Annotated in this window: 24 protein-coding genes; 19 read left to right on the top strand and 5 right to left on the bottom strand. The window is 36.5% G+C overall.

Features of this window, described 5'->3' with window-relative positions; all coding sequences use genetic code 11:
• Positions 1-68: 68 nt before the first annotated feature.
• The gene (locus JF73_RS05145) at positions 69-833 is read left to right on the top strand and encodes a nucleoside phosphorylase (RefSeq protein WP_046327242.1); all 765 of its coding nucleotides are present in this window, start codon (positions 69-71) and stop codon (positions 831-833) included.
• A gap of 217 nt (positions 834-1,050) precedes the next feature.
• Here the strand turns inward: JF73_RS05145 and JF73_RS05140 are convergent, their stop codons facing one another.
• Entirely contained in the window at positions 1,051-1,350 is a 300-nt protein-coding gene (locus tag JF73_RS05140; protein ID WP_046327241.1) for a hypothetical protein, read from the bottom strand.
• A 60-nt stretch (positions 1,351-1,410) separates the two neighbouring features.
• Here JF73_RS05140 and JF73_RS05135 point away from each other — a divergent pair, with 60 nt between their 5' ends.
• Positions 1,411-1,785, top strand: coding sequence for a MerR family transcriptional regulator (locus JF73_RS05135; RefSeq protein ID WP_046327240.1), 375 nt, complete (start codon positions 1,411-1,413; stop codon positions 1,783-1,785).
• Between the two features lie 14 nt (positions 1,786-1,799).
• On the opposite strand, the gene lexA is transcribed toward JF73_RS05135, so the two are convergent.
• Positions 1,800-2,423, bottom strand: a complete 624-nt coding sequence (gene lexA, locus JF73_RS05130) for a transcriptional repressor LexA (RefSeq protein ID WP_038523018.1) — start codon at positions 2,421-2,423, stop codon at positions 1,800-1,802.
• 145 nt (positions 2,424-2,568) lie between these two features.
• Between lexA and JF73_RS05125 the strand changes: the two genes are divergently transcribed.
• From JF73_RS05125 to JF73_RS05105, 5 genes are all read left to right on the top strand, one after another.
• The gene (locus tag JF73_RS05125) at positions 2,569-2,817 is read left to right on the top strand and encodes a DUF896 domain-containing protein (RefSeq protein WP_038523014.1); all 249 of its coding nucleotides are present in this window, start codon (positions 2,569-2,571) and stop codon (positions 2,815-2,817) included.
• A gap of 68 nt (positions 2,818-2,885) precedes the next feature.
• Positions 2,886-3,101 carry a YneF family protein gene (locus JF73_RS05120; protein WP_038523011.1) on the top strand — a complete coding sequence of 72 codons (216 nt, stop codon included), beginning with the start codon at positions 2,886-2,888 and terminating at the stop codon, positions 3,099-3,101.
• 70 nt (positions 3,102-3,171) lie between these two features.
• Positions 3,172-4,926: an ABC transporter ATP-binding protein gene (locus JF73_RS05115; protein WP_046327239.1), complete on the top strand. Its 1,755-nt coding sequence runs from the start codon at positions 3,172-3,174 to the stop codon at positions 4,924-4,926.
• A gap of 2 nt (positions 4,927-4,928) precedes the next feature.
• On the top strand, positions 4,929-6,719 hold the full coding sequence (locus tag JF73_RS05110; protein WP_046327238.1) for an ABC transporter ATP-binding protein: 1,791 nt from the start codon (positions 4,929-4,931) through the stop codon (positions 6,717-6,719).
• A 122-nt stretch (positions 6,720-6,841) separates the two neighbouring features.
• The gene (locus JF73_RS05105) at positions 6,842-8,242 is read left to right on the top strand and encodes an FAD-binding oxidoreductase (RefSeq protein WP_038523003.1); all 1,401 of its coding nucleotides are present in this window, start codon (positions 6,842-6,844) and stop codon (positions 8,240-8,242) included.
• A gap of 67 nt (positions 8,243-8,309) precedes the next feature.
• Here the strand turns inward: JF73_RS05105 and JF73_RS05100 are convergent, their stop codons facing one another.
• Both JF73_RS05100 and JF73_RS05095 read right to left on the bottom strand, forming a co-directional pair.
• Positions 8,310-9,485, bottom strand: a complete 1,176-nt coding sequence (locus tag JF73_RS05100) for an SAM-dependent methyltransferase (protein ID WP_046327237.1) — start codon at positions 9,483-9,485, stop codon at positions 8,310-8,312.
• Between the two features lie 86 nt (positions 9,486-9,571).
• Entirely contained in the window at positions 9,572-10,186 is a 615-nt protein-coding gene (locus tag JF73_RS05095; protein ID WP_046327236.1) for a lysophospholipid acyltransferase family protein, read from the bottom strand.
• A gap of 58 nt (positions 10,187-10,244) precedes the next feature.
• Here JF73_RS05095 and JF73_RS05090 point away from each other — a divergent pair, with 58 nt between their 5' ends.
• The 4 genes from JF73_RS05090 (at position 10,245) to JF73_RS05075 (ending at position 13,537) form a co-directional block, all read left to right on the top strand.
• Positions 10,245-11,276 (top strand): GIY-YIG nuclease family protein, encoded by a 1,032-nt coding sequence (locus JF73_RS05090; protein ID WP_046327235.1) that lies wholly within the window; start codon positions 10,245-10,247, stop codon positions 11,274-11,276.
• A 155-nt stretch (positions 11,277-11,431) separates the two neighbouring features.
• Positions 11,432-12,235, top strand: a complete 804-nt coding sequence (gene rpsB, locus JF73_RS05085; protein WP_038522991.1) for a 30S ribosomal protein S2 — start codon at positions 11,432-11,434, stop codon at positions 12,233-12,235.
• A 39-nt stretch (positions 12,236-12,274) separates the two neighbouring features.
• A complete protein-coding gene (tsf, locus tag JF73_RS05080) occupies positions 12,275-13,150 on the top strand; it encodes a translation elongation factor Ts (protein WP_046327234.1) in 876 nt (291 codons plus the stop codon).
• Positions 13,151-13,354: 204 nt separating this feature from the next.
• The gene (locus JF73_RS05075) at positions 13,355-13,537 is read left to right on the top strand and encodes a hypothetical protein (RefSeq protein WP_046327233.1); all 183 of its coding nucleotides are present in this window, start codon (positions 13,355-13,357) and stop codon (positions 13,535-13,537) included.
• Between the two features lie 26 nt (positions 13,538-13,563).
• Here JF73_RS05075 and JF73_RS05070 read toward each other — a convergent pair whose 3' ends face one another.
• On the bottom strand, positions 13,564-14,700 hold the full coding sequence (locus JF73_RS05070) for an acyltransferase family protein (RefSeq protein ID WP_046327232.1): 1,137 nt from the start codon (positions 14,698-14,700) through the stop codon (positions 13,564-13,566).
• A gap of 202 nt (positions 14,701-14,902) precedes the next feature.
• Between JF73_RS05070 and JF73_RS05065 the strand changes: the two genes are divergently transcribed.
• From JF73_RS05065 to JF73_RS05030, 8 genes are all read left to right on the top strand, one after another.
• The gene (locus JF73_RS05065; protein ID WP_046327231.1) at positions 14,903-15,814 is read left to right on the top strand and encodes an ROK family protein; all 912 of its coding nucleotides are present in this window, start codon (positions 14,903-14,905) and stop codon (positions 15,812-15,814) included.
• 171 nt (positions 15,815-15,985) lie between these two features.
• Positions 15,986-16,720, top strand: a complete 735-nt coding sequence (gene pyrH, locus JF73_RS05060; protein WP_038522975.1) for a UMP kinase — start codon at positions 15,986-15,988, stop codon at positions 16,718-16,720.
• Positions 16,713-17,270, top strand: a complete 558-nt coding sequence (gene frr, locus JF73_RS05055) for a ribosome recycling factor (protein ID WP_038522972.1) — start codon at positions 16,713-16,715, stop codon at positions 17,268-17,270. Before pyrH ends, frr begins: the two co-directional genes overlap by 8 nt.
• A gap of 4 nt (positions 17,271-17,274) precedes the next feature.
• Complete coding sequence (gene uppS, locus JF73_RS05050) at positions 17,275-18,009, top strand: undecaprenyl pyrophosphate synthase (RefSeq protein WP_046327230.1); 735 nt, start codon at positions 17,275-17,277, stop codon at positions 18,007-18,009.
• 8 nt (positions 18,010-18,017) lie between these two features.
• Positions 18,018-18,815 (top strand): phosphatidate cytidylyltransferase, encoded by a 798-nt coding sequence (locus JF73_RS05045; protein WP_038522967.1) that lies wholly within the window; start codon positions 18,018-18,020, stop codon positions 18,813-18,815.
• Positions 18,816-18,825: 10 nt separating this feature from the next.
• Complete coding sequence (gene rseP, locus JF73_RS05040) at positions 18,826-20,082, top strand: RIP metalloprotease RseP (protein WP_046327229.1); 1,257 nt, start codon at positions 18,826-18,828, stop codon at positions 20,080-20,082.
• Positions 20,083-20,108: 26 nt separating this feature from the next.
• Entirely contained in the window at positions 20,109-21,809 is a 1,701-nt protein-coding gene (locus JF73_RS05035; RefSeq protein ID WP_046327228.1) for a proline--tRNA ligase, read from the top strand.
• A 5-nt stretch (positions 21,810-21,814) separates the two neighbouring features.
• Positions 21,815-26,122 (top strand): PolC-type DNA polymerase III, encoded by a 4,308-nt coding sequence (locus JF73_RS05030; protein WP_046327227.1) that lies wholly within the window; start codon positions 21,815-21,817, stop codon positions 26,120-26,122.
• The last annotated feature ends 33 nt before the right edge of the window (positions 26,123-26,155 follow it).

Genomic DNA, 26,155 nt, shown 5'->3' with positions numbered 1-26,155 from the left:
AAGGGATGATTCTCTTTTTTGTTTATGTTAAAATCTTCAGCAAAATATTTTTTATGGAGGGTAGAATTATGAATGAACCATTTTTATTAAATTTTGATACTAGTCCAAAAGCAGTTTTAGAACCAGAGCACGAAAAAGAAATTAATCACTTTCATTTTCAAGCTAAATTGCTGTTTGCATTTTTAACTACAGCTGCAATCAACAAATTTTTAGTTGGTCGTCCTCATAAACAAGTGGGATTTTTTGAATGTTTTGAAGGAAAAACTCCCATTTATGAAGTTGATTTAGATGGAGCAAAGTTTACCCTTTGTCAGGCTAAAATGGGCGCCGCTGCTGCAGTACAACTGTTAGATTGGTTAATAGGCTACGGTGTTAAACAGATTTTAGCAATTGGCTCAGCAGGTTGTTTGGTTGATTTACCGGAAAATTATTTTCTGGTGCCTACAAAAGCCATAAGAGACGAAGGTACGTCATTTCATTATTTAAAACCAGGGACATTTGTCGAGTTAGAATCTGCATTTTTAGACAAAACAAAGAAACTAATGAACGAAAATGGATTTACGGTTAAAGAAGTAACTACGTGGACTACTGATGGTTTTTTTAGAGAAACTGCCAAGAAAGTAAAACAGGCTGAAGCACTGGGCGCCTCATGTGTTGAAATGGAATGTGCAGCGCTCGCTGCTTGTGCACAATTTAGAGGGGTCGACTTTGCACAAATATTATTTACAGCGGATTCTCTTAAAGACATAGAAAAGCATGATGAAAGAGGCTGGGGCAGGTATGCTCATGAAGCAGCAATTAATTTAGCAGCTAATATCATTAGTGAAATTTAACCAAGTTTGTGAAAAAATACTGCTGTGGAACTAAAGTGAAACAGCCGCATAATTCACAAGTTATCTAAATGCATGCCTAATAATCAACGTTTTTACTTATAAAAATTTGTGAAAACAAATATAGCATTGCTTGTGGAAAGTTACTTTTTTCCTTTTGTAAGAGTATTTTAAGCCGTTTTAAGATAGTCATAAAAATGAATAAAAGATACTTGCTAGCTTAGCGAAACCTTAAATTTAGCCAGATTAAGGCTACGGTTAAAATGAGTCTTATGAACCAGTGAATCCAAGTAATTTGGTGATGGAGAGAAAAACCATTTGCTAAAGCGGTAAATAAAAGTGCTACTAGAAATATAGTAGTTAAAAGTGGTATCTTTAGAATACTTCCAGCAATAATGCCTAATGCAAACAAAACGTTGACCATGATCAGCCAAATTGGCAGACTAGTGATTAGCAGAAAGCTGGCGCTAATCATAAGAGCACCATAGATAATAGTTAAAGAGATTGTTAGATATGACATTTTAATACCTCCTGCTAAAATTTAATCATCTGGGGTCGACCCTACGTCAAGGAGATAATTATGTATTTGAAAGAATTTATCCAAAAGGAAAATACTACACGTGATACAATTAGACATTATATCTACTTAAACTTATTAACTCCTGCTCGTAAGGGAAGAAACTATTGGTTTACTGAAAACGAACGTGATATTTTTGAAGCAGTAAAAGAGTTTCAAGACTTGGGTTTTTCACTGCAAGAAATTAAGGAAATAAAAAAACTACACGATGAATCGTGTAGTACTGAAAAGCAGTGTAAGCAAAACTTAAAATTGATTGCAGAAAAAATTACTACTATATCTGCCAAAATTAACAAATTAAAAATGCAGAAAAAATTATTGGCAGAAGTAAAAGAAACTTTGCAGAAAAAAAGCACTATTGAATCAAGAGAAAAATAGTGCAAATTTTTAAATTAAACTATTGAACTCCGATAAAGACCAACAACTTTACCCAGGATATGTACACTGGACAAGATAATTGGATCCATCGTATCATTTTCAGGCTGAAGGCGATAATGACCTTTTTCCTTATAAAAGCGTTTGACGGTGGCTTCATTTTCATCAGTCATGGCTACTACTATCTCACCGTTAATTGCCGTACTTTGCTTGCGGACAATGACATTATCACCATTTAAAATACCAGCATTAATCATACTTTCACCGTGAACTCTCAACATGAAGAGGTCACCAGCATCATTAGCTAAATCAGGCGGCAGAGGAAAATAATCTTCGATATCTTCGACTGCTAAGATCGGTTGACCGGCAGCCACATCACCAATAACAGGAATTTCATTAGGCTTGATGCCAATAGCTTTTTTGCCTTCTTCAGTTATTTCAAGAGCTCGGGGTTTCGTTGCATCTTTAATTAAATATCCTTTACGCTCTAAACGAGATAAATGTCCGTGAACGGTAGAAGTTGACGATAGGTCAACTGCATGGCAAATTTCACGAACAGTTGGTGGAAAGCCGCGATCTGCCACGGTTTCATAAATATAACGTAAAATTTGTAACTGCTTGGTATTTTGTTTCGTCGTCATTGTAATCTCCAGTATTTTAAACGTTTTCTTGATACTATTTATTTTAGCAGATTTATTTTGATACTACAAACAAATGTTCTGAAAAATGTTTAACTTTTTTTATTACCAAAAATAAGGTAGACTTTCATAATTGAGAGGTGCGAAAATGACAGAAGATAATGAACAAAAATTAATTAATCGTATTAATGAACTCTATCATAAGAAAAAAAGCAGTGGTTTGACTGCTGCAGAGGAAAACGAAAGAAAAAAATTACATCAGGAATTTATTAAAAATTTCAGAGCTGGTTTTAAACAAGATGTTGAGAATTTGGTCATTATTGATAAAAATGGCAAGGAAATAACATCTGAAAAAGCCAAAAAAGCACAACGTCAGAAAGGTTTAAGAAAAGATTAACTTTGACCTTTAATTTTACTTAATTTTTAGGTAAGATATACCTATTGGACAAATTGAGGTGATTTTTTATGAAATTGGGTTTAGCTATTTTTTTAATTGTTATAGCACTTTTATTAGGCCTAGTCGGTGGTTTTTATGGTGCAAGAGCATATATGAAAAAATACTTTAAGGATAATCCGCCAATTAGTGAAGATATGATTGTTGCTATGATGTCACAAATGGGACAAAAACCTTCAGCCAAGAAGGTTAACCAAGTGATGAACATGATGAAGCACCAAAAATAAAAATTTGCTAAATTGAATTAAAGGCGGAGCGTATGTCTCCGTTTTTTTATTGTTAATGTTCAGGTGAAACATGGGAATATTTTTTAAATTAGGTTGGTTTTTTAAAAAGGAAAAAAAGCGTTACCTTATCGGTGTCACATTTTTGGCACTTACTTCTGTTGTAAATTTAGTGCCACCTCGGATTTTGGGTTTGATGGCGGATCAATTAGACCGTGGTCATATTAGTTGGGAGCAATACGGACTGCTTATTTTAGCAATTATTTTTGCCGCACTTTTACTTTATGGCTTCCGCTATTTTTGGCGTAAGCAAATTTGGGGCGGTGCTGCAGAGTTGGAGCTGCAAATGCGGTCTAAATTGTTTAGTCATTTTATGGCAATGGATCGCACGTTTTATCAGCGGCACCGGACTGGCGACTTAATGGCTCATGCCACTAACGATGTTTCCGCAATTCAGGAAGTTGCAGGAGAAGGCGTTTTAACGCTAGTTGACTCGCTTATTATGAGTGTTTCCACCATGGTTGCCATGATTGCTTTTGTTGACTGGCGCTTAACCATTGTGGCTTTACTGCCTTTACCATTCTTAGCTTGGGGTGCTTGGAAATTAGGTGATCGTCTGCACGATGCTTTTGATAAATCTCAAGCTGCTTTCTCCAAGCTGAATAACAAAACACAAGAATCTGTTTCTGGCATCAAGGTAATTAAAACTTTTGGGCAAGGCAAGGAAGACACGGAAGCCTTTGACCAGATGATTGATGAAACCATTAATATTAATAAAAAAGTATTTAAATGGGATTCACTGTTTGACCCTCTGGGAACTTTACTTATTGGACTAACATACACAATAACTATTATTTATGGTGGCTTGCTAGTTTTAAATAAAGTATTGACAATCGGGCAACTGGTTTCATTTATCGCATATATCGGCAACATGGTTTGGCCAATGTTTGCAATCGGCTACCTTTTTAATATCTTGGAACGCGGGAGCGCCAGTTATGACAGAGTTGAAAAACTGCTAAATGAAAAATCAGAAATTACGGATAAATACGCAGACCAGAGCCTCTCAGCCCAAGATATTGCCGGCAATTTGGAATATCACGTTAAATCTTTTGCCTATCCTGATGAACCAACAGTACCAGTATTAAAAAACGTTAATTTTACTTTGCATACAGGACAAACTTTAGGACTGGTAGGAAAAGTCGGTGCTGGAAAAACTACCATTATTCAATTACTACTGCGTGAATTTGACAAATATGACGGTGAAATTACTTTAAATGGTCATGACATCAGAGAAATTCCTCTTAATGTATTATTGCGTCAAATTTCTTATGTACCGCAGGATAATTACCTCTTTTCGACTAGTATCCAAAAAAACATCGCCTTTTCTAAAGCTGACAGCGATGAGAGTGCCATTGTATCTGCAGCTAAGAAAAGTGATTTGCACAATGATATTTTACAAATGCCAGGTGGCTACAATACTTTAGTTGGTGAAAACGGTGTTTCATTATCTGGAGGACAAAAGCAACGGATGTCAATTGCCCGCGCGCTTCTTAAGCAAAGTCAAATTCTAGTTTTGGATGACGCTTTATCAGCGGTTGATGCCAGAACTGAAATGGCAATATTAAAATCTTTAAGAAAAGAGCGCGAAGGTAAGACGACATTGATTGCAACGCATAGGTTGACTTCTGTAATGAATGCGGATTTAATCTTGGTTCTCAAAGATGGTCAAATTGTTGAACGCGGCACACACGATGATTTATTGGAACTGAACGGATGGTACGCTGATATGTGGCAAAGACAGGAATTAGAAGACAAGGTGGGTGAATAAATATGGATGATGAAAAATCTTTCCAGTCTGTTTGGTCTCAGGAAATTCCGGTAAAAGAACAACTTAGCATATTTAGACGACTTCTGCGTTTTGTCTTGCATTTTAAAAATGAAATGATAATCGCGGGCATTGGTGCTCTCCTTGTAAGTATTATTAATGTGCTATTGCCTTACGGTTTACAGTATTTTCTTGATAACTTCTTGGTTAAAACTGATGTAACAACACAGGTCATTTTATTTGCAGGTTTTCTTTACGCCTTCGGTTCAGTAATTAAAGGTATTCTGCAATTTACTTATGAATATTTTTTTGCTTTAGGTTCTGAAAAATCACTTGAAGGCTTGCGTGCTGAATTATACAAAAAGTTGCACACACTAGGGATGCGCTATTTTGACCAAACTCCAGCAGGTTCAATTGTTTCAAGAGTGACAAATGATACCATGACTTTGAGTAATTTCCTGACCGTTTTGTCAAGTGTGGTCATGTCATTCTTCTCTATCATTTCCGCCATGGTGGCAATGTTTTCAACAAATGTGACAGCCGGCTTTATAGTATTGGCATTTTTACCACTGCTCTTAGTGATTATTTGGCAATATTCGAAAAGAAGTTCAAAACTTTATCGTAGTTATCGTGAAAGACTGAGTCGTATCAATACTAACTTAAACGAGTCGATTGAGGGAGTCTCCTTAATTCAGCAGTTTAAGCAGGAAGATCGCATGACTAATAATTTTGAAAATGAAAACCATGCTTTGATGAAAACCAGGTTTGATATGATCAACCTTAATTCGCTCTTGCTTTCACCGTTAACTAGTTTGCTTTATTCCCTTGCTTTAGCCCTGACACTAATGTACTTTGGTTTTCCTTTGAGAGAAACGTTTGTACCAGCAGGTGTGGTTTATGCCTTTTCACAATATATTTCGCAATTCTTTAATCCAATTGCAAATATGATGGATCAAATGACTTTCTTCCAAGACGGAATTGTTGCCGGTAAAAGAATTTTTCGTATTTTGGACAATACTGATTATGAACCACAACAGAATGCTGAAGCGGGTTTGACAATTAACCAAGGTAAAATTGAGTTCAAGCATGTAAGTTTTTCTTATGATGGTAAGAACGAAATACTACATGATATTTCATTCACTGTTAATCCGGGCGAAACGTTGGGAATTGTCGGACACACAGGTTCCGGGAAAAGTTCTATTATTAACGTGATGATGCGCTTTTATGAATTTTATAAAGGCGAGGTCTTGATAGACGGCGTTGACATTAAGAAATATCCTAAAGCTGAAATACGTAAAAAGTTAGGCTTAGTTTTACAGGAACCTTTTATGTTTTACGGTGATATTAATTCGAATATTCGTTTGTACAACAAAAATATCACTGATGAGCAGATAAAAGCAGCGGCCGAAACAGTTCAAGCTGATACTTTTATCGAAAACCTCCCAGGTAAATATCATGCTAAAGTTGGTGAAGGTGGTAGTGAATTCAGTCAGGGTCAAAGACAGTTAATTTCTTTTGCCAGAACTTTAGTAACAGATCCAAAAATTTTAGTTTTGGATGAAGCTACTGCAAATGTTGATACCGAAACGGAGACATTAATTCAACAAGGATTGAAACGCTTGCGCAAAGGTCGTACCACTTTGGCTATTGCACACAGGCTTTCAACGATTGTTGATGCCGACCAAATTATTGTTCTAAATGACGGTAAAATTGTTGAAAGAGGTAATCACGAAAAACTTCTTTCACAAAAAGGTTATTATTATAATTTATACACCTTGCAAAATAGCCAAAAGTGAAAAAAAGCACAAAGATAAAACTTTGTGCTTTTTTATGATAGCTATTGACAGCGTTTACATTATAGAGTAAATTTATCATGTTAGCAGTAGCTAAATTATGATTTTTTAAGAAGGGAATTACAATGGAATATCATAAAATTAATCAAACTGATCTTGATAACTTAAGAAAATTCATTTCTGACCCAGAGAGATTTATTACCAAACCAACCACACACTGGGATCATGATCAATTTGGGACTGTAAAAGCCATGCCTGATTTGGTTATTCAACCAGTAACTAACGAAGAAGTTATGCATGTAGTTAAATATGCCAATGACAATAAAATACCTTTAGTTCCAAGAGGTAATTCAACTGGCTTAATGGGTGCCAACTTAGCAGTCGATGGCGGAATTTCACTTGACATGATTAAAATGAACAAGGTTTTGGAATATGATCCAGAAAGCTTGACCATGACTGTGCAAGCAGGTTTACGTTTAAAGGACCTTGATGAATACCTTGCAGATAAACCGTTTATGTACATGCCGGCACCTGCTATGCACTGGGCTACTATTGGCGGCAATGTTTCAACCAATGCTGGTGGACTTAAAGCTATCAAGTATGGAGTTACTAGAGAACATATCCGTGAAATCAAAGTAGTTTTGACTAATGGTAAATTGTATAAATTTGGCTCTAAAGCAGTTAAATCTTCATCTGGCTATTCGTTACGTGACCTGATTATTGGTTCAGAAGGTACTTTAGGCGTTGTCACAGAGGTAACAATTCGTCTTTACCCGAGACCGCACAAGTCAATTAATGCTATTATTCCATTTCCAACTTTAAATGATGCAATTAGATCTGTACCAGCAATTTTGAAGTCAGGTGTGGTACCAACTACAGTTGAATTTATGGGACGCAAAGTTGTTAAACTATGGGAAACTTACGCAAAAGATGAATTTCCAATTAAGCATGGTGATGGTTTTATCATTATCGGCTTAGACTCCTTCACAGAAAATGAATGGCGTGAAGAATTGAATGAAACTTTGGAAGCTGTCAAACCATTTAAAGCAGAAAAAGCAATTGTTTTAAGTGCTGACTCAGAAGAAGCTAAGAAGATTTGGAAATGCCGTGAAGAGTTGCTACTCGCTATTCAAAATTCAACACCTAAGATGGATGAAATTGATGTTTGTGTTCCAATTAATCATATTCCAGTAGTCTTGGACCGGATTGAAGAATTAGAAAAGCAACTAAATATCCGTATTCCAAACTTTGGTCATGCTGGAGACGGCAACTTGCACATTTACCTCTGCTCAGATGATATGACAGATGAAGAATATGCTAAAACCAGTGACAAAGTTATTTCTGAACTTTATAAAACTGCTAAATCTCTTGATGGTAATATGTCTGGTGAACACGGAATTGGTTATGCTAGAGCAAACTACTATGAAGACTTTTACGGTAAGGATTATACTGACTTACTGCGTAAGGTTAAGAGATTATTTGATCCAAACTACATCGTTAACCCAGGTAAGATTTTTAAACCTTAAGTTTTAAAAATAGCAACTGAAATATAATGCAAAATAAAAAGATGATAAATATTTATCATCTTTTTTATTATTTATCCAGCATATATTTTCGAGTCATCGGTAAGTTTTTACCAGAGGGACCCTTAGTTAGCAGATACTGCACTACATCAATATTGCCTGATTCAAAAGATGCAGCGCAAGCTTGCAAGTACAAATCCCACATACGGGTAAAACGCTCACCCATGTTTTTTTGAATTTCGTCTCGTTTGCTGTTAAAATTACTGTCCCAAATTTCCAAGGTTTTCTGATAATGTCTTCTAAGCATTTCCAGATCATCTATCTGCATGCCATTTTCAACTATATGGTTAACATTTTCGGTCAAACCGGGCACATAACCACCCGGGAATATATACTTATTGATCCAGGCATTTTTGGCTCCACCTTGTTGACGAGTAATGCCATGAATAAGAGCAATTCCGTCCTTCTTGAGGTACTTGGCTACATCAGCAAAATATTTTCCTAAATTTTCTTTACCAACATGTTCAAACATTCCTACAGAGGTAATGTAGTCCCACTGCTGGTTTCCCAGTTCACGGTAATCTTCCAGTTTTACTTCGGCAACATCTTGCAAATTTTGATCGTAAATTTTCTTCTGGACTAGTTTATACTGTTCTTCACTGAGTGTGACACCAGTTACTTTTAAACCATATTCTTTAGCGGCAATTAGCATTAAAGTGCCCCAGCCACAGCCTATATCAAGTAAAGTTTTTCCTTTTTCAGGATGTAGTTTATTCAAGATATGATGAATTTTTGCCAACTGCGCAGCTTCTAAATCTTCGTTTCCGTCTTCAAAATAAGCACATGAATAAGTTAATGTAGGATCAAGCCATAACTTGTAAAAATCATTACCAATATCATAATGGCTCTGAACATCCTTTTCACTTTGTTCCTCAGTATGTTTTTCCTTTGGTAGAAATTTGCGGAATTTACTTGAGCGCATAAAACTACCGGCACTCTCATAAGCTCCACAAATTAATTTTTGCAGACTGCCTTTAATCTCAATTTTTTTATCCATGTATGCTTCGCCTAGAGCAAGGGAAGCATTTTTAGAAATAGCACTAGTCGGTATCTTTTCATTGAAAATAATCTCTATATCTGGAGTACCATTTCCGTAAACTTCACTTTTACCATCCCAGTAAGTTACCTTAACAGGAAAGGGAAAAGATTTGCTTAACATAGTCCTATAAAAAGTTTTTTCCAACAATTTTAAATTCCTCCGTCTAGATTTTCTACAATAATATTCTAACACTCGTTTTGAAAAAAAGACTTGGAGATTGTGTACTATAATTTTTATCTGGGTAGATAGTGAAAATTGGGATCTTGTTCGTGATCGATTTTATCCCAGGCTTTTTTCAACTTATTGTCAAGCATTGCTTCATTTTCATGAGTTAATTTTATTTTACGATCAACCATAAATGGCTCACCAAAACATACTTCTAAAGGTTGCCGCTTTAATAAACCGGTAAATGTTAGAGGACCTTGATAAACTACAGGTACAATCGGCTTATTTGACAGCTTAGCAATTGCAATTGTTCCGCCTTTCATTTCAGAAGAATGCCTGGTGCCAGAGGGGAAAATGATTAATGAATAATTGCCGTTTCTTAAGCCTTTAATAGGCGTTTTGAGAGCTGATGGACCGGGATGGTCACGGTCAACCGGAAAAGCATGGGCATGTTTTAAAATAAATCTTAATATTGGATTTTTGAACAATTCTATTTTTGCCATGAACATAAACTCTTTCGGGCTGGCTGCTAAGGCAAAGAGAATTGGTTCCCACCACGTGCGGTGTGGGGCAGCCAAAATATAATTGCCGTCAGGAATTCTCTCTTTGTGATTAACATGTAAATGTCCGTTTAATAGCCAAACTATGAATCTTGCTACCGGACGAATGAAATGATAAAACATAATTTCCTCCAATTGATGTAAAATATTATAGCAAAGCTGCGAGAGAGGATAAATCTTTATGGAAAAATTATTGAAAAATGAACGAATTGATTATATGTATAGCGATAACCTGAGAATTATTCAGAATAACACTTCTTTTAGTTTTTCTTTAGATACCTTGCTTTTAGCTGCTGCTGCTAAAGACGCTATTAAAGATAATTCTAAAGTTGCTGATTTATGTGCTGGCAATTGTGCCGCGACAATGTACATGGCATACTTTAATCGTGCTCATTATGATGCTGTTGAAATCCAAAAAGAGGTTGTTTCACAAGCTCGGCGTTCCATAGCCCTAAATCAAATGGAGAACAGAATTCAGGTTTTCCAAAAAAACGTTAAAGATGCTCCAGACTTTTTGCGTAAAGATTTCTATGATGTGATCGTTGTTAATCCGCCTTATTTTAAAGTAGCACAAAATCACAAGGTTAATCCTGATCCAGCTAAAGCTATTGCTCGTCATGAATTGCTAATAAATTTAGAAGAAATAATCACGGTGGCAAGCGGACTGCTCAAAATGAAAGGTAAAATGTTTATGGTGCATCGACCCGAGCGCTTAAATGAAATTGCTTATTTTTGTCTTAAGCATGATTTGAGTATTAAAATCGTACAGCCCTATGTTTCTCATCGCGGTGAGGACAGCAATCTGATTATTATTGAGGCCGTTAAGCATACCGGTAGTGATGGCTTGGTGCTTAAAGATGCAATTGAGGTTCACGACAAGCAAGGAAATTATCTTCCAGCAATCCAACATATCATCCGCGAAACAGATAGCGATAAAGCAGAACGAGGAAAAGATAAAACTTATTATTTTTATGTACTGCTCTGTCATGATGGCAGCTTTTATGGGGGCTTTACCGATGATTTGGCAAAAAGGCTTAAAGCTCATAATACCGGCAAAGGAGCAAAATATACTAAATCAAGAAGACCGGTGAAAATGATTTACCACGAAGAATTTCGGGACAAGAAATTGGCTCTTAAAAGAGAATATTGGTTTAAACATCACTCGCGACTATGGAAAGAGCAATTTTTAAGAGAACATAAAGTTGACTTTTAGTCTTGCATCTTTAGCCATAATCTAGTATTATTTTATCGTATGCCATATTGCATATATGTAAAAAACATCAAGAGCAATCAGTATTTTGGTGCCTCACAATGGTGAAATACTGAGATGACCGCTTGAGAAGAATAAAACCGTAGGAGGAAGTTAATATGTCAGTAGTTTCTATGAAGCAATTACTTGAAGCTGGTGTTCATTTTGGACATCAAACTAGAAGATGGGATCCTAAGATGGCTCCTTATATTTTCACGCAAAGAAATGGAATTTATATCATTGATTTGCAAAAAACCATTAAAATGTTAGATGATGCTTATTCATTTGTTAGAGCCGTTGCTCAAAATGGTGGCGTTATCCTATTTGTTGGTACTAAGAAACAAGCTCAAGATTCAATTGCTGAAGAAGCTACTCGTGCTGGTCAATACTACGTTAACCAACGCTGGTTAGGTGGTACATTGACTAACTGGAAGACTATCCAGAGCCGAGTACAAAGATTAAAAGATTTAAAGAAGATGTCAGAAGACGGCACATTTGATGTATTGCCAAAGAAGGAAGCTTCTCTTTTGACTAAAGAAAAGGATAAATTAGAAAGATTTTTAGGCGGTATTGAAGATATGCCTAGAATTCCTGATGTTTTATTCGTAGTTGATCCAAAGAAGGAAAAGATTGCTGTTCACGAGGCCAACATTCTTGGAATTCCTGTAGTAGCTATGGTTGATACTAATACTGATCCAGATCCAGTTGACGTAGTTATTCCTGCAAATGACGATGCTATTCGTGCTATTCGTTTAATTTCAGGAGCTATGGCTGATGCTGTTATCGAAGGTAAGCAAGGTCAGGATGATGACAGTGCTGAAGCAGAGATGGCTAAAGGTGCAGAAGATAAAAATGCTGAAGCTGAAAATGATGCTGAAAAAGCAGTTGAAGCTGAAGAAACTTCTGAATCAGATGAAGACTAGTCTTAGTTAATAATAAGTTTTTATTTGGAAGGATAAATAATGGCAAATATTACTGCTAAACAAGTAAAAGAATTGCGTGACCGTACCGGTGCCGGAATGATGGATTCCAAAAAGGCTTTGGTTAAAGCTGACGGCGATATTGAAAAAGCAATTGACATTTTAAGAGAAAATGGTGTTGCTAAAGCTGCTAAGAAGAGTGGTCGTATCGCCGCTGAAGGCCTAGCTGAATATGCTTTTGAAGGAAATAATGCTGTTGTAGTCGAAATCAATTCTGAAACTGATTTTGTTTCTTCAAATGATAAATTTATCAAATTAGTTGATGATGTGACTAAGGCGATTTTAGCAGCTAAACCAGCTAACGTTGAGGAAGCATTAAAATCTCCAATGGGCAATTCCACAATTGGTGAAGAAATTACTAACCTTACTGCCGTTATTGGTGAAAAAATCACTTTAAGAAGATTTGATTTGATTACCAAAAACGATGATGAAGTTTTCGGTGCTTATAAGCACAACGGCGGTGCAATTGTTGCTGTTGTTACTTTAAAAGGTAACAGTGAAGAAGCTGCTAAGAACATTGCTATGCACGTTGCAGCAATCAATCCAGAATATCTTGATAAGGACTCTGTGCCAAAGGCTGATTTTGACCGTCAAAAGGCTGTTTTCACTAAAGAAACAGAAAATGAAGGTAAGCCAGCAAATATTATTCCTAAGATTGTTGAAGGTAGAGTAAACAAGTACCTTAGCGAAATATGCTTAGTTGATCAACCATACGTTAAAGATGGTGACATGACTGTTGCTGAATACGCTAAGTCTGAAGGTTGCGAAGTTGTTGGCTACAAGCGTTACGAAGTTGGCGAAGGTATCGAAAAGAAGCAAGAAGACTTTGCTGCTGAAGTAAAAGAACAAATGAAATAATATTTGATAATTCTTTATAAAAAACCTTATCCATTAGGATAAGGTTTTTTGTCGTTTATGAGATTTACACCAAATTAAACTATTGCTAATGTTAAGTTAAAGTAAAAGTGATTTAATTAGAATTAAGCTTTTCAAATTTCCTTTATATTATTAAACCTATCATCTATTCTGTAATTAAGATTATTTTAAGGACGGTGAAAACTTATGGGATTTTGGGTAATGCTAATTTCATTAGCAGTCGGGGCATTTTTAATATATATGTGTTTTGCCAAAAACACGTCTCAATCAGTTAAGGTCACGCTTTTTTTAACTGGTTTAATCTTAATTGCCGGGGCAATTTTTCTATCTACTCCGCAAGGCGCAGCATTTGTAATGGAAATTACTTAATTAGATAGAAGCATTTTAAAAAATATTTATGGCACTAATAAGTGCCTTTTTATTTTGTTTTGTAAATAGCTTTTAGTATTAGCCCAGAAAACATGTAAAAAATATGCGGATACAAAAGATAATAGCCACGTTAATAACCAGGTCGCCCAAAAGCTGCAAAAAGGATGGAGAATGGCATAATGTTTGATATTTAAGCCATACCAAATAATTTGGTCCCAAAAGACATTTGATAAGTAAGCTCGGTAGGCGTAAGCGGCTAAAAAGTGAAAAACCTGTAGACTAATTTTTGAATTTTTTCTGACTTGATACAAGCAAAAAGACGAAATTAAGGCAATGACTGCTAAGCAATAAAAAGTCATTGACGGTTTATAATATGGTGCATTAGCAAAAAGTACCGGGTGACCAAAATTTTGTAATTCAAAGTTAGTCCAAAAAAAGCATCCGCCAAAGGCAATCAATATTAGCCACCAAAATCTTTGCAAAAATGCATTGACATAATCTCGCAGTTGCCAAGCAAGTACACCATAAACACCATAAATAATAAAAGAAATAAAAATACGATCAAGAAGGTACCAACTTCTTTCTTGCTGGCCATGAAAAACAAAATAATCATAGAATCTAAGCCAAGCAAAATAGAAGATAAAAGTTATGATTGCTACCGTGATGCCTCGTTTGACATCTTTACCAATAAAGCGGCTAAGGGCCCAGAAAAAAGGCATTAAAATGATAAATTGCAACATCATGGTGTTGTACCATAAATGAGGTGCAGCGTTGCCGCTAACAAAGTGCCAACAAAATGACCAGAAGTTGGTAAACTTATTTACTTGTTGTAACCACGGCATTCCTAGTAAGTAAATTAAAGTCCACCATATAGTTGGAACAAAAAGATTTGACCAATTTGAGCGCAGGTATTTTTGATAAGAAAAACTACCAGTTAGATCACAAGTGCGGATAGTGGAATAAAGTATGCCAAAAATAAATGCTGGTGCTGTATATTTAACTAAGTTATACATGATGCCAAAAATGTCCTGGGTATAGTAAGATTGCCCTTCAGCCATAATTAGGGACATTATTGGTTGAGTCATGACTGCTGTGCAAGCAAATACTTTGAGATAATCACCAATATCAGCTTTTTTATAAGCTGGATAGGGGTATTTTTTCATTTACTCAGATCCTTATTTAATACTAAGTCTTGCATTTATTATTTTAAAAAATATGATAGAAGTAAAGAAGCTTATTCAATTATTTTTTGATAATCTCATTTTCAAAATTAGGGGGTTGGAATTTATACTTTTTTAAAATATAATTTTTATTGCTGCTGCAAAAATGCATTGAGCTTTTTAGATAAGGAATTACAAGGGATATATGAGAAATTATTTAACTGTTGATATTGGTGGTACTGAAATCAAATTTGCTGTCTTAAACTCTGCTGGTAATATTATAAAAAAGAGTAAGATACCAACTAAGCAAAACAAAGAACAATTTTTAAGCGATGTAGATCAAATTGTAAAAAACCACATAGATGAAGTAAAAGGCATAGCTTTTTGTTCCCCGGGCAAGATTGAAAATACCAAGATTAGATTTGGTGGTTCACTACCTTTTTTAGATGGGATTGATTTTGCGGAAATCTATGGCAGGAAATTCCACATTCCTGTAGCCGTGATTAATGATGGCAAGGCCAGCGTTTTGGCTGAAAATTGGCTCGGAAGTTTGAAAGATGAGACTAACTGTGCCGCTATCACTTTAGGAACAGGTGTTGGCGGCGGTATAATAATTAACGGACATCTTTTGCGCGGTACGCATTATCAGGCTGGAGAATTAAGTTTTATGATTAGCAACCTTTCTCTTCCTAAAGATATGCAGGGAGCGCTTGGAGTTAATGGCTCGGCAGTCAAATTTGTTAAAGCTGTTAATCAAAAAGTTAATTATCAAGATGAAAATGATGGTCTACATGCCTTTGAAGTTATAAAAGAAGGCGTTCCGGAAGCTGTTGCAATTTTTCATGATTATTGTTTTAAAATTGCCGTTCTGATCCTTAATATGCAAACTGTGGTTGATATTAATAAAGTAGCTATTGGTGGCGGAATTAGCGCACAGCCGATTTTAATCAATGGTATCAATAAAGCGTATGACAAATTAGTAAACGAATATAATCCGATAATTGGCAGTACATTGACTAAACCAAGTATTGTTTCTGCTCATTTTAGAAATGAATCAAATTTGTACGGTTCTCTTTATAATTTACTGCTACAAATTAATAGAGAGAATAAATATTAATATTTCTCTTTTATTAAAAATTAATCCTGAAGTTAAATCACCTCAGGATTTTTTACTATTCTTTCATGATTTAGCAAAAGCCTTTTTTAAGAAATCTCTCTCTTTTATTTCTAAGTCCACATTTGCCGTCTTTATATGGTAGAATAACTAAAGTTAATAGAGGAGGTTGTCATGACTAAAGTTAAATATAAGCGAGTAGTTTTGAAAATTTCTGGTGAAGCTTTAGCTGGAGATGAAGGAACTGGCATTAGTCCTACTGTAATTGGGCATCTGGCAAAAGAAATCAAGTCGGTGCATGACTTAGGCGTTGACATCGGCATCGTTTGCGGAGGCGGTAACATGTGGCGCGGAGAGACTGGTGCCAAACTAGGTATGGAACGCTCACAAGCAGATTATATGGGTATGCTTGCCACAATAATGAATGGTTTAGCCCTTCAAGATGGTCTTGAGCATATTGGTGTTCCTACTAGATTACAAACTTCTATTGAAATGAGACAGATTGCTGAGCCATACATTAGAAGAAAAGCTATTCGTCACTTGGAAAAAGGACGAGTGGTGATTATGGGTGGAGGTACAGGAAACCCATATTTCTCAACTGATACTACAGCAGCTTTAAGAGCAGCTGAAATCGGGGCAGATGTAATTTTAATGGCCAAGAATGGAGTTGATGGAGTCTACTCTGCTGATCCAAAGATTGACCCTAATGCTAAAAAGTACAGCGAACTTTCCCAATTAGATATTATCTCTAAAAACTTAAAAGTCATGGATAGAACCGCCAGCTCACTTTCAATGGATACAAACATACCGCTTATTGTTTTCAATGTTAATACTGAAGGCAATATTAAGAAGGTTGTCATGGGTGAGAATATCGGCACAATGATTGGAGGAGAAAAAAATAATGAATAATGATGCAATCAAAAAAGCTCAGGAAAACATGAAAAAGTCGATTACCGTCTTTGAGAAAAACCTGAGCTCTATTAGAGCTGGTGTAGCTAATGCTGCATTGCTTGAAGGTGTTAAAGTCGACTATTATGGTGCACCGACACCGTTAACTCAAATGTCTAGTGTGACTATTCCTGAACCAAGGGTTTTGCTAATTACACCCTATGATCAAAATAGTCTTGATAATATTGAACATGCTCTGTTAGCATCTAACCTAGGTTTAACACCAGCAAATGATGGCAAAGTCATTAGGTTGGTAATTCCACAATTGACTGGTGAAAGACGCCAAGAAATTGCTAAAGAAGTAAATAAATTGGCTGAAGAAGGCAAGATAGCTATTAGAAATGTTCGTCGTGATGCAATGACTAGCTTGAAAAAACAGCAAAAAGACGATGAAATAACTGAAGATGAGCAACGTAATCTAGAAAAGCAAGTACAAAAGGTTACTGATGATGCAACCAAAAAGATTGACAAGCTTGCAGAGGAAAAACGTAAGGAAATTACTCAAGGCTGATTAGATGGCAGAAAAAAAGAATCAATTGAACCATTTGGCTATCATTATGGATGGCAATGGTCGCTGGGCTACTAGGCAAGGCAAGAAACGCATTGCAGGTCATTATGAAGGCATGAATAATGTTAAAAGAATTACTTTGGCAGCTAATGAACTGGGAATAAAGGTTTTATCTTTATACGCATTTTCCACTGAAAATTGGGCTAGGCCAAAAGAAGAAGTAGCTTATCTCATGAATTTACCTGTACGTTTTTTTGATAAATTTATGCCTACATTGATGAAGGAAAATGTCAAAGTCAACATTATGGGTTATTTGAATGAATTGCCATCTAAAACTTATGATGTTGTGCAAAGAGCGATGGCTGAAACTGCTAATAACAGCGGACTTGTTTTAAACTTTGCGTTTAATTACGGCTCAAGAAGAGAAATTACGACGGCTGTTAAAGAGCTAGCTACTTTAGTTGCGACAGGTTCAATTTCTGCTGCTGATATTGATGAAAAAATGATTTCTCAAAGATTAATGACAGGAAGTCTTGGGCAATATAGTGATCCAGATTTGCTCATTAGAACCTCGGGTGAACAAAGAATTTCCAATTTCATGCTTTGGCAATTGGCATATTCTGAGTTAGCTTTTAGCGAGAAAAATTGGCCGGATTTTACCAAGGAAGATTTGGTAAAATTGGTTGAGGACTTTCAAAACCGTCATCGCCGTTTTGGTAAAGTTGATGAATCAGATAGTTAGGTAATTTTATGAAACAACGTGTGATCACAGCAGTAATTGCTTTAATATTATTTATTCCTATTGTCGTTATGGGCGGGCTCTGGATGGACTGGCTCACTGTTGCTTTTGCAGCCGTAGGAATTAGTGAATTCTTTTTAATGAAAAAGCAAATATTAGTTTCAGTAAACTTTTTATTAGCTTTATTAGCGACAATAACCTGGGCAGTACCTGATAGTTTTATTAACTCACTGCCATTTCATTGGACTAAATACGGCATCTATTTTGCTCTCATCATGTTGATGCTGACTTGGACAGTTTTAACCAAGAATAATACTTCGTTTGATGACGTAGCTGTTTATACGTTAGGCTCACTATATGTTGGTACGGGTTTTCATTACATGGCAGGCATTAGAAATGCCAATAATGGACTTGCGCTACTTTGCTACGTTTTTGTAGTTGTTTGGTTGACTGATACCGGTGCTTACATGATTGGACGTAAAATAGGTAAACATAAGCTATGGCCTGTTATTAGTCCCAACAAAACTTGGGAAGGATCAATCGGAGGTACAGTTTGTGCCGTAATTTGTGCCGCAATTTATGTTTACTTTGTTGACTTGCACCATCCACAAGTTGAAATGATAATTTTTGCATTTGTTTTGTCAATTGTAGGACAAATGGGCGATTTAGTTGAGTCCGCCTATAAACGCTATTATGGTGTTAAAGACTCTGGCAAAATCTTGCCTGGTCATGGTGGTATTTTGGATCGCTTCGATAGTATGCTATTTGTTTTACCCGTATTTGCAGCTTTACTAGGAATCATACACTAGGAGGGTTCTTGTGAAAGGTATACTTATCTTTTTAGTTGTATTTGGAATATTGGTCTTTGTACATGAATTTGGGCATTTTATCGTCGCAAAGAAATGCGGTATTTTAGTGCGTGAATTTTCTATCGGCATGGGTCCTAAACTTTTTCAAGTTCGACGCAATCCTACTACCTATACCATCCGCTGGCTTCCTTTAGGAGGTTATGTGCGTTTGGCAAGTAAAGATGATGACACAACTTTAGCTCCCGGTATGAGAGTGGTTTTGCAACTTAATCAGCAAAAAGAAGTAGTTAGAATTGATGCATCCGAATCAGATGTACCTATTGCTGGCATTCCTTTGCAAATTACTAAAGTTGATCTGGTAGATGCACTATTAATTTCCGGATATGAAAATGGTGAAGAAGATAAGCTGGTCACATATCATGTCAACCATGATGCCACCATTATTGACCAATCCAAAACGGAATTGATTATTGCACCCAGAGATACACAATTCCAAGAAGCAAATGTTTGGCAAAAACTGGCAACCAATGTTGCTGGTCCCTTAATGAATATTATTTTGGGATTTGTAGTTTTTCTGATTTGGACTTTTACAGTGCCAGGTCCAGCAACTACTACAATTGCGGAAGTTTTGCCCAATTCACCGGCTGCAAATGCCCAAATTGAGGCCGGTTCACAAATAAAGGCAGTTAATGGTCATAAAATAAATTCTTTTGCCCAAGTTTCTACAGCAATCAATAACAGCAAAGGGAAAAAAGTGACCGTTACGTTAACTAAAGATGCACAAAAAAAGACGGTATCCTTAAAGCCAAATCCTGTTGAAGTTCAAGGACAAAAAGTTTATCAAATTGGTATTGGAGCCAAAGGCGATGAAAGAGTAGGAGCAAAGTTTAAGCGTGGCTGGGATACAGCGGTTTCGACTACTGGTCTGATTTTTCAGGCAGTTGGAGGGCTTTTTAGACATTTTAGTTTAAATAAACTCTCTGGACCAGTAGGAATTTATTCACAGACTTCGCAAGTGTCACAAATGGGTTTTACCTATATTCTGGCTTTCTTAGCTATGATTTCAATTAACTTGGGCATTGTCAATTTAATTCCAATACCAGGTCTTGACGGCGGCAAGTTTTTACTGAACATTATAGAAATTTTCAGAGGTAAACCAATTTCTGAAAATCACGAAGCAATGGTTGAATTAATAGGCTTCGGCTTACTACTTATTTTAATTATTGCAGTTACGGGTAACGATATCTATCGCTACTTTATTAAATAAAAATATTAGTTTGGGAGAGAAATTTAATGCGACAATCTAAATTATTTATGCCGACTTTAAAAGAAGCACCAGCAGATGCTGTAGCTGAAAGTCATAAACTTATGCTCCGGGGCGGCTATGTTCGTCAGGTTACAGCTGGAGTTTATGCTTATTTGCCTTTAGGCTACAGAGCACTAAGTAAAGCCGAGCAAATAATGCGGGAAGAAATGGCAAAGATTAATGTGCCCGAAATGGCAATGCCAAATTTATTACCCGCTACCCTATGGGAAGAATCAGGCAGATGGCAAAAGTATGGTCCGGAAATGTTTAAATTGAAGGACAGACATGGTCGTCAAAGCCTGCTTGGGCCAACCCATGAAGAAACATTTACTGATATTGTTGCTAAAGATTTAAAAAGCTATAAGCAAATGCCTATTGCTCTTTTCCAAATTCAATCTAAATTTAGAGATGAAAATAGACCGCGTTTTGGTTTATTAAGATCGCGTGAATTTATCATGCTTGATGCTTATAGTTTTGCTGCTACTAAAGAACAGCTTGATCAGCAATTTGATGATGAGAAAAAAGCTTTTACGGCCGCTTTTGAGCGTTGCGGCTTAAAGGTTACTCCTGTAATAGCCGATTCCGGCACTATGGGAGGCAAGAACTCAACTGAGTTCCAGGCTCCCGCAGCAATTGGTGAGGATACTATTGCCACCAACGAGACTGGCACCTATTCAGCCAATTTGGAAATGGCATGCAGTATTGACACGTTCAAGCAAGAAAAAGAGGAACCGGGTCAATTAGCAGAAGTTGCAACTCCTGAACAAGAGAGTATCGCAGACTTGGTTAAATTTTTAAATATTCCAGCAACTAGAATTGTTAAGAGTGTGCTTTATGTTGCTAATGAAAAAGAAAACATCCTAGTCTTGATTCGTGGTGATAAAGAGGTCAATGAAGTAAAATTAAAGCATTTACTTGATGTTGACTCACTTAGAATTGCTACTGATGAAGAATTAGCAAACATAACCGGCGTTGGTAAAGGCAGCGTTGGACCACTTAAAGCTGATTGGGCTGATAAAGTAGTAGCAGATAATACTGTTAAAAATCTATATAATGTTGTTGTAGGTGCAAATAAATCTGGTTACCAAATTAAAAATGTGAATTTAAACCGTGATTTTACTCCAGACCTATTCGGAGATATTCGTGTTGCTAATGAAGGTGAACCAGATCCAATTGATCATTTACCATTAAAATTCACAACTACTATTGAAGTAGGACACATTTTTAAACTGGGAACCTATTACACTAAAGCTATGGGCGCTAACTTTTTGGATCAAAATGGCAAATCGCAACCAGTTATTATGGGTTCATACGGGATAGGCGTTACCAGAGTTTTGTCTGCTGTTATTGAACAACATTTGACTCCAAATGGTATTGCTTGGCCAAAAGAAATTGCTCCATTTGATTTGCATATTGTGCAAATGAAAATGAAAGATGATGATCAAACTTCTTTAGCTCAAAAACTTGAAGAAAAATATAGTGCTAAGTATGATGTATTATATGATGATCGCAATGAACGAGCAGGCGTCAAATTTGCTGATGCTGATTTACTAGGTGCTCCAGTGAGAGTAACGGTTGGTAAAAAAGCCAGTGAAGGAGTAGTCGAGGTTAAAAAGCCTACTGAAGATAAAGCTACAGAAATGACATTGTCCGAATTGGACGATTTTATTAATAAAGAGTTAAGGTAATTTTCGTGACTGATAAAAATAAACTATTTTTAAGGTTATTGCAGCAGATAAAGTTTCCGCAAGAATTTGCAGATAATGATTTACTGCAAAAAGGCGAAATTGAGAACGTGGATGTTTACGCTAAAGAACACAGGTGGGATATCCATGTTCTTTTTACTACACCGTTAAAATTTGAAACTTATAATGCTTTAAATAAGGCAATAACAGCCAATTTTTCCTCATTTGTCAATACTCGTTTATTTGTGCGTTCTCAAGATGGGTCAGATGACTACTTAACTGATTACTGGCAGTTTGCTGTACAAAACTCTAACGCATTGCAGCAGGTAGCGCGTGAATTTATTTCAAGTCATAAACCAGAAAAAGAAAATGGTCGCTGGGTCATTCCTGTAGACAATCTAATTGTTGACGGCTTGTTGGAACAAGGAATGCTTGACCAATTAGCTGAAGAAATGAGAAATTTTGGCTTTTTTAACTTAAAATTTGTGACAAAAGTGGATGAAGAGAATTCACAAAATAATTTAGCCAGTTTGCAAAAATTGCAGCAGCAGCATGAACAAAATATGCAGGAAAAATATGATGCTGCACCGCCTCAGGAAAAACCAGCTCCTACTTCTTTTCCAACCAAAAAGACCCGTTACGGTAATCGTAAGCTAGATGAAAGTATACCTGTTTCTCAAATAAAAGAAGTTACTGACGGAAGTAGAAATGTAGTTATTGAAGGCAATATTTTTAACATTTCCAGTCGTGAACTTAAAACCGGCTCACTGCTTTTTACTGGAGAAATAACAGATTATACTGACTCAATTTCATTTAAAAAATTTATTTCTGATGATGAGCAGATCCAAAGCATGCGTGATGTGAAGCCCGGAACATGGGCTAAAATGCAGGGTTCTGCGTCACAAGACCAGTATAGCCATGATATTGTATTTAACATTTCGTCATTTGAAGTGGTAAAGCATATTGGTAGGACTGAAAAATTTCAGGGTGATGAAAAAAGAGTTGAGTTGCACTTACATACGAATATGAGCCAACTCGATGCTACGAATACTGCAACGGATTTTGTCTTAGCAGCTAAAAAGTTCGGTCAAAAAGCAATAGCAATAACAGATCATGCGGACGTACAAGCTTTTCCGGAAGCATATAATGCGGGTAAAAAAAATGGCGTAAAAATAATTTACGGTCTGGAAGCAAATATGATTGACGATCACGCTTTGCTGGTTATTAATCCAGCTTCGATGACATACAAAGATCGTGAATTTGTTATTTTTGACGTTGAGACTACTGGTCTTTCATCGGTTTACGATACAATTATTGAAATCGGCGCCGTAAAAATGAAAAACGGAGAGGTGTTAGAAAGGTTTGATAAGTTTATCAATCCGCATCACCCGTTAAGCGAACAAACTATTAACCTGACTTCAATTACTGATGAAATGGTTGGAGCGGCTGATGATGAAACTGTAGTAATTAAGCAATTTCAGGATTTCTATGGCGATCGTCCTCTTTGCGGGCATAATGTCCAGTTTGACGTGGGCTTTGTTAATGCAGCCTTGAGACGAGCTCACCTAGCAGAAATTACCCAGCCCGTGGTTGATACGTTGGAAGTATCACGTTTGCTTCATCCGGAACAGACAAGACATACATTAGATTCCCTTGCTAAAAAGTATAATGTTGTCCTTGAGCACCACCACAGGGCTAATCAAGATGCGGAAGCAACAGGCTATTTAATGTTTAAGCTTTTAGATGCTTTTAACAAAAAATACCATGAAGATGATTTAGGCAAAATGAATGATTATGCTGCTCATGGTCAAGTGTTTAAAAGGGCACGTCCACAGCATATGACTATTCTGGCTAAAAATCAGGCTGGTTTAAAGAATATGTACCGTTTAGTTTCAATTGCCAGTACCAAAGATTTTTACCGCATTCCGCGCACACCTAAATCTGATTTGGTAAAAAACCACGATGGTCTGCTCTATGGTTCTGGTTGCTCAGAAGGCGATGTTTTCGTGGCAATGATGCAGAAAGGTTATGATGAAGCTCGGAAAAAGGCCCGTTTTTACGATTATTTAGAAATACAGCCACCAGCTAATTATTCTATTATGATTGAAGATCATTTAATTGCCGATGAAAAAGAGCTGGAAGAAATTTTAACTAATATCTATAAACTCGGAAAAGAACTGAATAAACCTGTTGTTGCCACTGGGGATGCACACTATGTTGAAGAACACGATGCTATTTACCGGACAATCTTAATTTCGGCTCAACGCAGTAATCCAGATCGTAACAAAAAGCAGCCTGATATGCATTTCTATACCACGCAGGAAATGCTTGACGCGTTTAGTTTTTTAGGTGAAGAAGCGGCAAAAGAAATTGTCATCACTAATCCTAATAAAATTGCGGCGTCTATTGAAGAAATTTCACCGATAAAAGATGGACTTTACCCACCGCACATTGATAATGCTGATGAAGAAATGAAGCATTTGACATACGATAAAGCACATGAACTATATGGTGATCCTTTGCCTAAAATTGTGCAAGATCGGCTTGATATGGAACTTAATTCCATTATTTCCAATGGCTACGCTGTCATTTATTTAATTTCACAGCGGTTGGTAGCTAAATCAAATAAAGATGGTTACTTGGTTGGTTCGCGGGGTTCTGTCGGTTCCAGTTTGGTTGCGACAATGTCTGGTATTACTGAGGTCAATCCATTACCACCACATTATCGTTGTCCGCAATGTCAGTATTCCCAATTTTTTGAAAATGGTGAATATGGTTCAGGTTATGACTTGCCTGATAAAAAATGTCCTGATTGTGGCGCAAAGTTGGTTAAAGACGGTCAAGATATTCCGTTTGCTACATTTTTAGGCTTTCATGGTGATAAGGTTCCTGATATTGATTTGAATTTCTCTGGTGACTATCAACCGGTAGCTCATAACTTTATTCGCGTAATGTTTGGTCCGGCAAACTCGTATCGTGCGGGCACAATAGCTACAGTAGCCGATAAAACTGCCTATGGTTATGCTAAGCATTATGATGATGAGAAAGAATTAAATTTGCGTGGAGCTGAATTAGACCGACTTGCAGCTGGTGTCAGCGGTGTCAAACGCACAACTGGCCAACACCCGGCTGGTATTGTTGTAGTTCCAGATGATATGGATATCTATGATTTTACGCCTGTTCAGTATCCTGCAGATGATGTTAATGCTGCATGGCTGACAACACACTTTGACTTTCATTCAATCCATGACAACATTCTAAAATTCGATATTTTAGGTCATGATGATCCTACTATGATTAGAATGTTGCAAGATCTTTCTGGAGTTGACCCGTTAACTATCCCACCTGATGATCCAGGAGTGATGTCACTCTTTTCCAGTCCTAAAATTCTCGGTGTAACCCCAGAACAAATTCAGTCAGAAACTGGAACATTAGGTGTGCCGGAATTTGGTACAAGATTTGTCCGGGGCATGCTGGAAGAAACTAAGCCGACTACTTTTTCAGAATTACTGCAGATTTCTGGACTATCACATGGTACTGATGTTTGGCTGGGAAATGCTGAAGAATTAGTCAATAATGGTACTTGCAAACTGAAGGATGTTATTGGTTGTAGGGACAATATCATGATGGACTTAATTCACTGGGGCGTTAAACCTGAAGTAGCTTTTTCCACAATGGAATCGGTACGTCATGGTCGCGGAATTAGTGACGATGACATGGCTGTTTTGAAGCAAAATGATAAAATACCTGATTGGTATATTCCGTCATGTCTGAAAATTAAATATATGTTTCCTAAGGCACACGCTACTGCCTACATTTTAATGGCTTTAAGAATTGCTTGGTTTAAAGTTTATTATCCTGAAATTTATTACACAGCTTATTTTTCAGTTCGGGCTGACTTGTTCGACTTGGTGGCTATGAGTCATGGTAAAAATACTGTTAAAAAGGCAATGGCTGATATTCAAAATCAGGGTAATGATGCCTCAGCAAAAGATAAAAGTTTACTCACAGTCCTTGAGATTGCTAACGAATGCCTAGAGCGCGGAATTAAAATTAAAATGGTTGATATTAATCAGTCTGAAGCCACTAATTTTAAAATAATTGATCAGCATACAATTTTGGCACCATTTAATGCCGTCCCTGGATTAGGCAATAATGCTGCAAAACAAATAGTTGCTGCCAGAACTGAGCAAAAGTTCTTGTCAAAAGAAGACCTGGCAAACCGGGGCAAAGTGTCTCAGACAATTATGGATTACTTGGAAGAAAATGAAGTATTGGCAGGAATGCCGGAACAAAATCAGCTTTCACTCTTTTAAGTTTTGCAGTAATAATATAAATGTGATATACTT

Source organism: Lactobacillus helsingborgensis (assembly GCF_000970855.1).
In the GTDB taxonomy this organism is placed as follows: domain Bacteria; phylum Bacillota; class Bacilli; order Lactobacillales; family Lactobacillaceae; genus Lactobacillus; species Lactobacillus helsingborgensis.
This window is presented reverse-complemented; position numbering and strand designations above follow the sequence as displayed.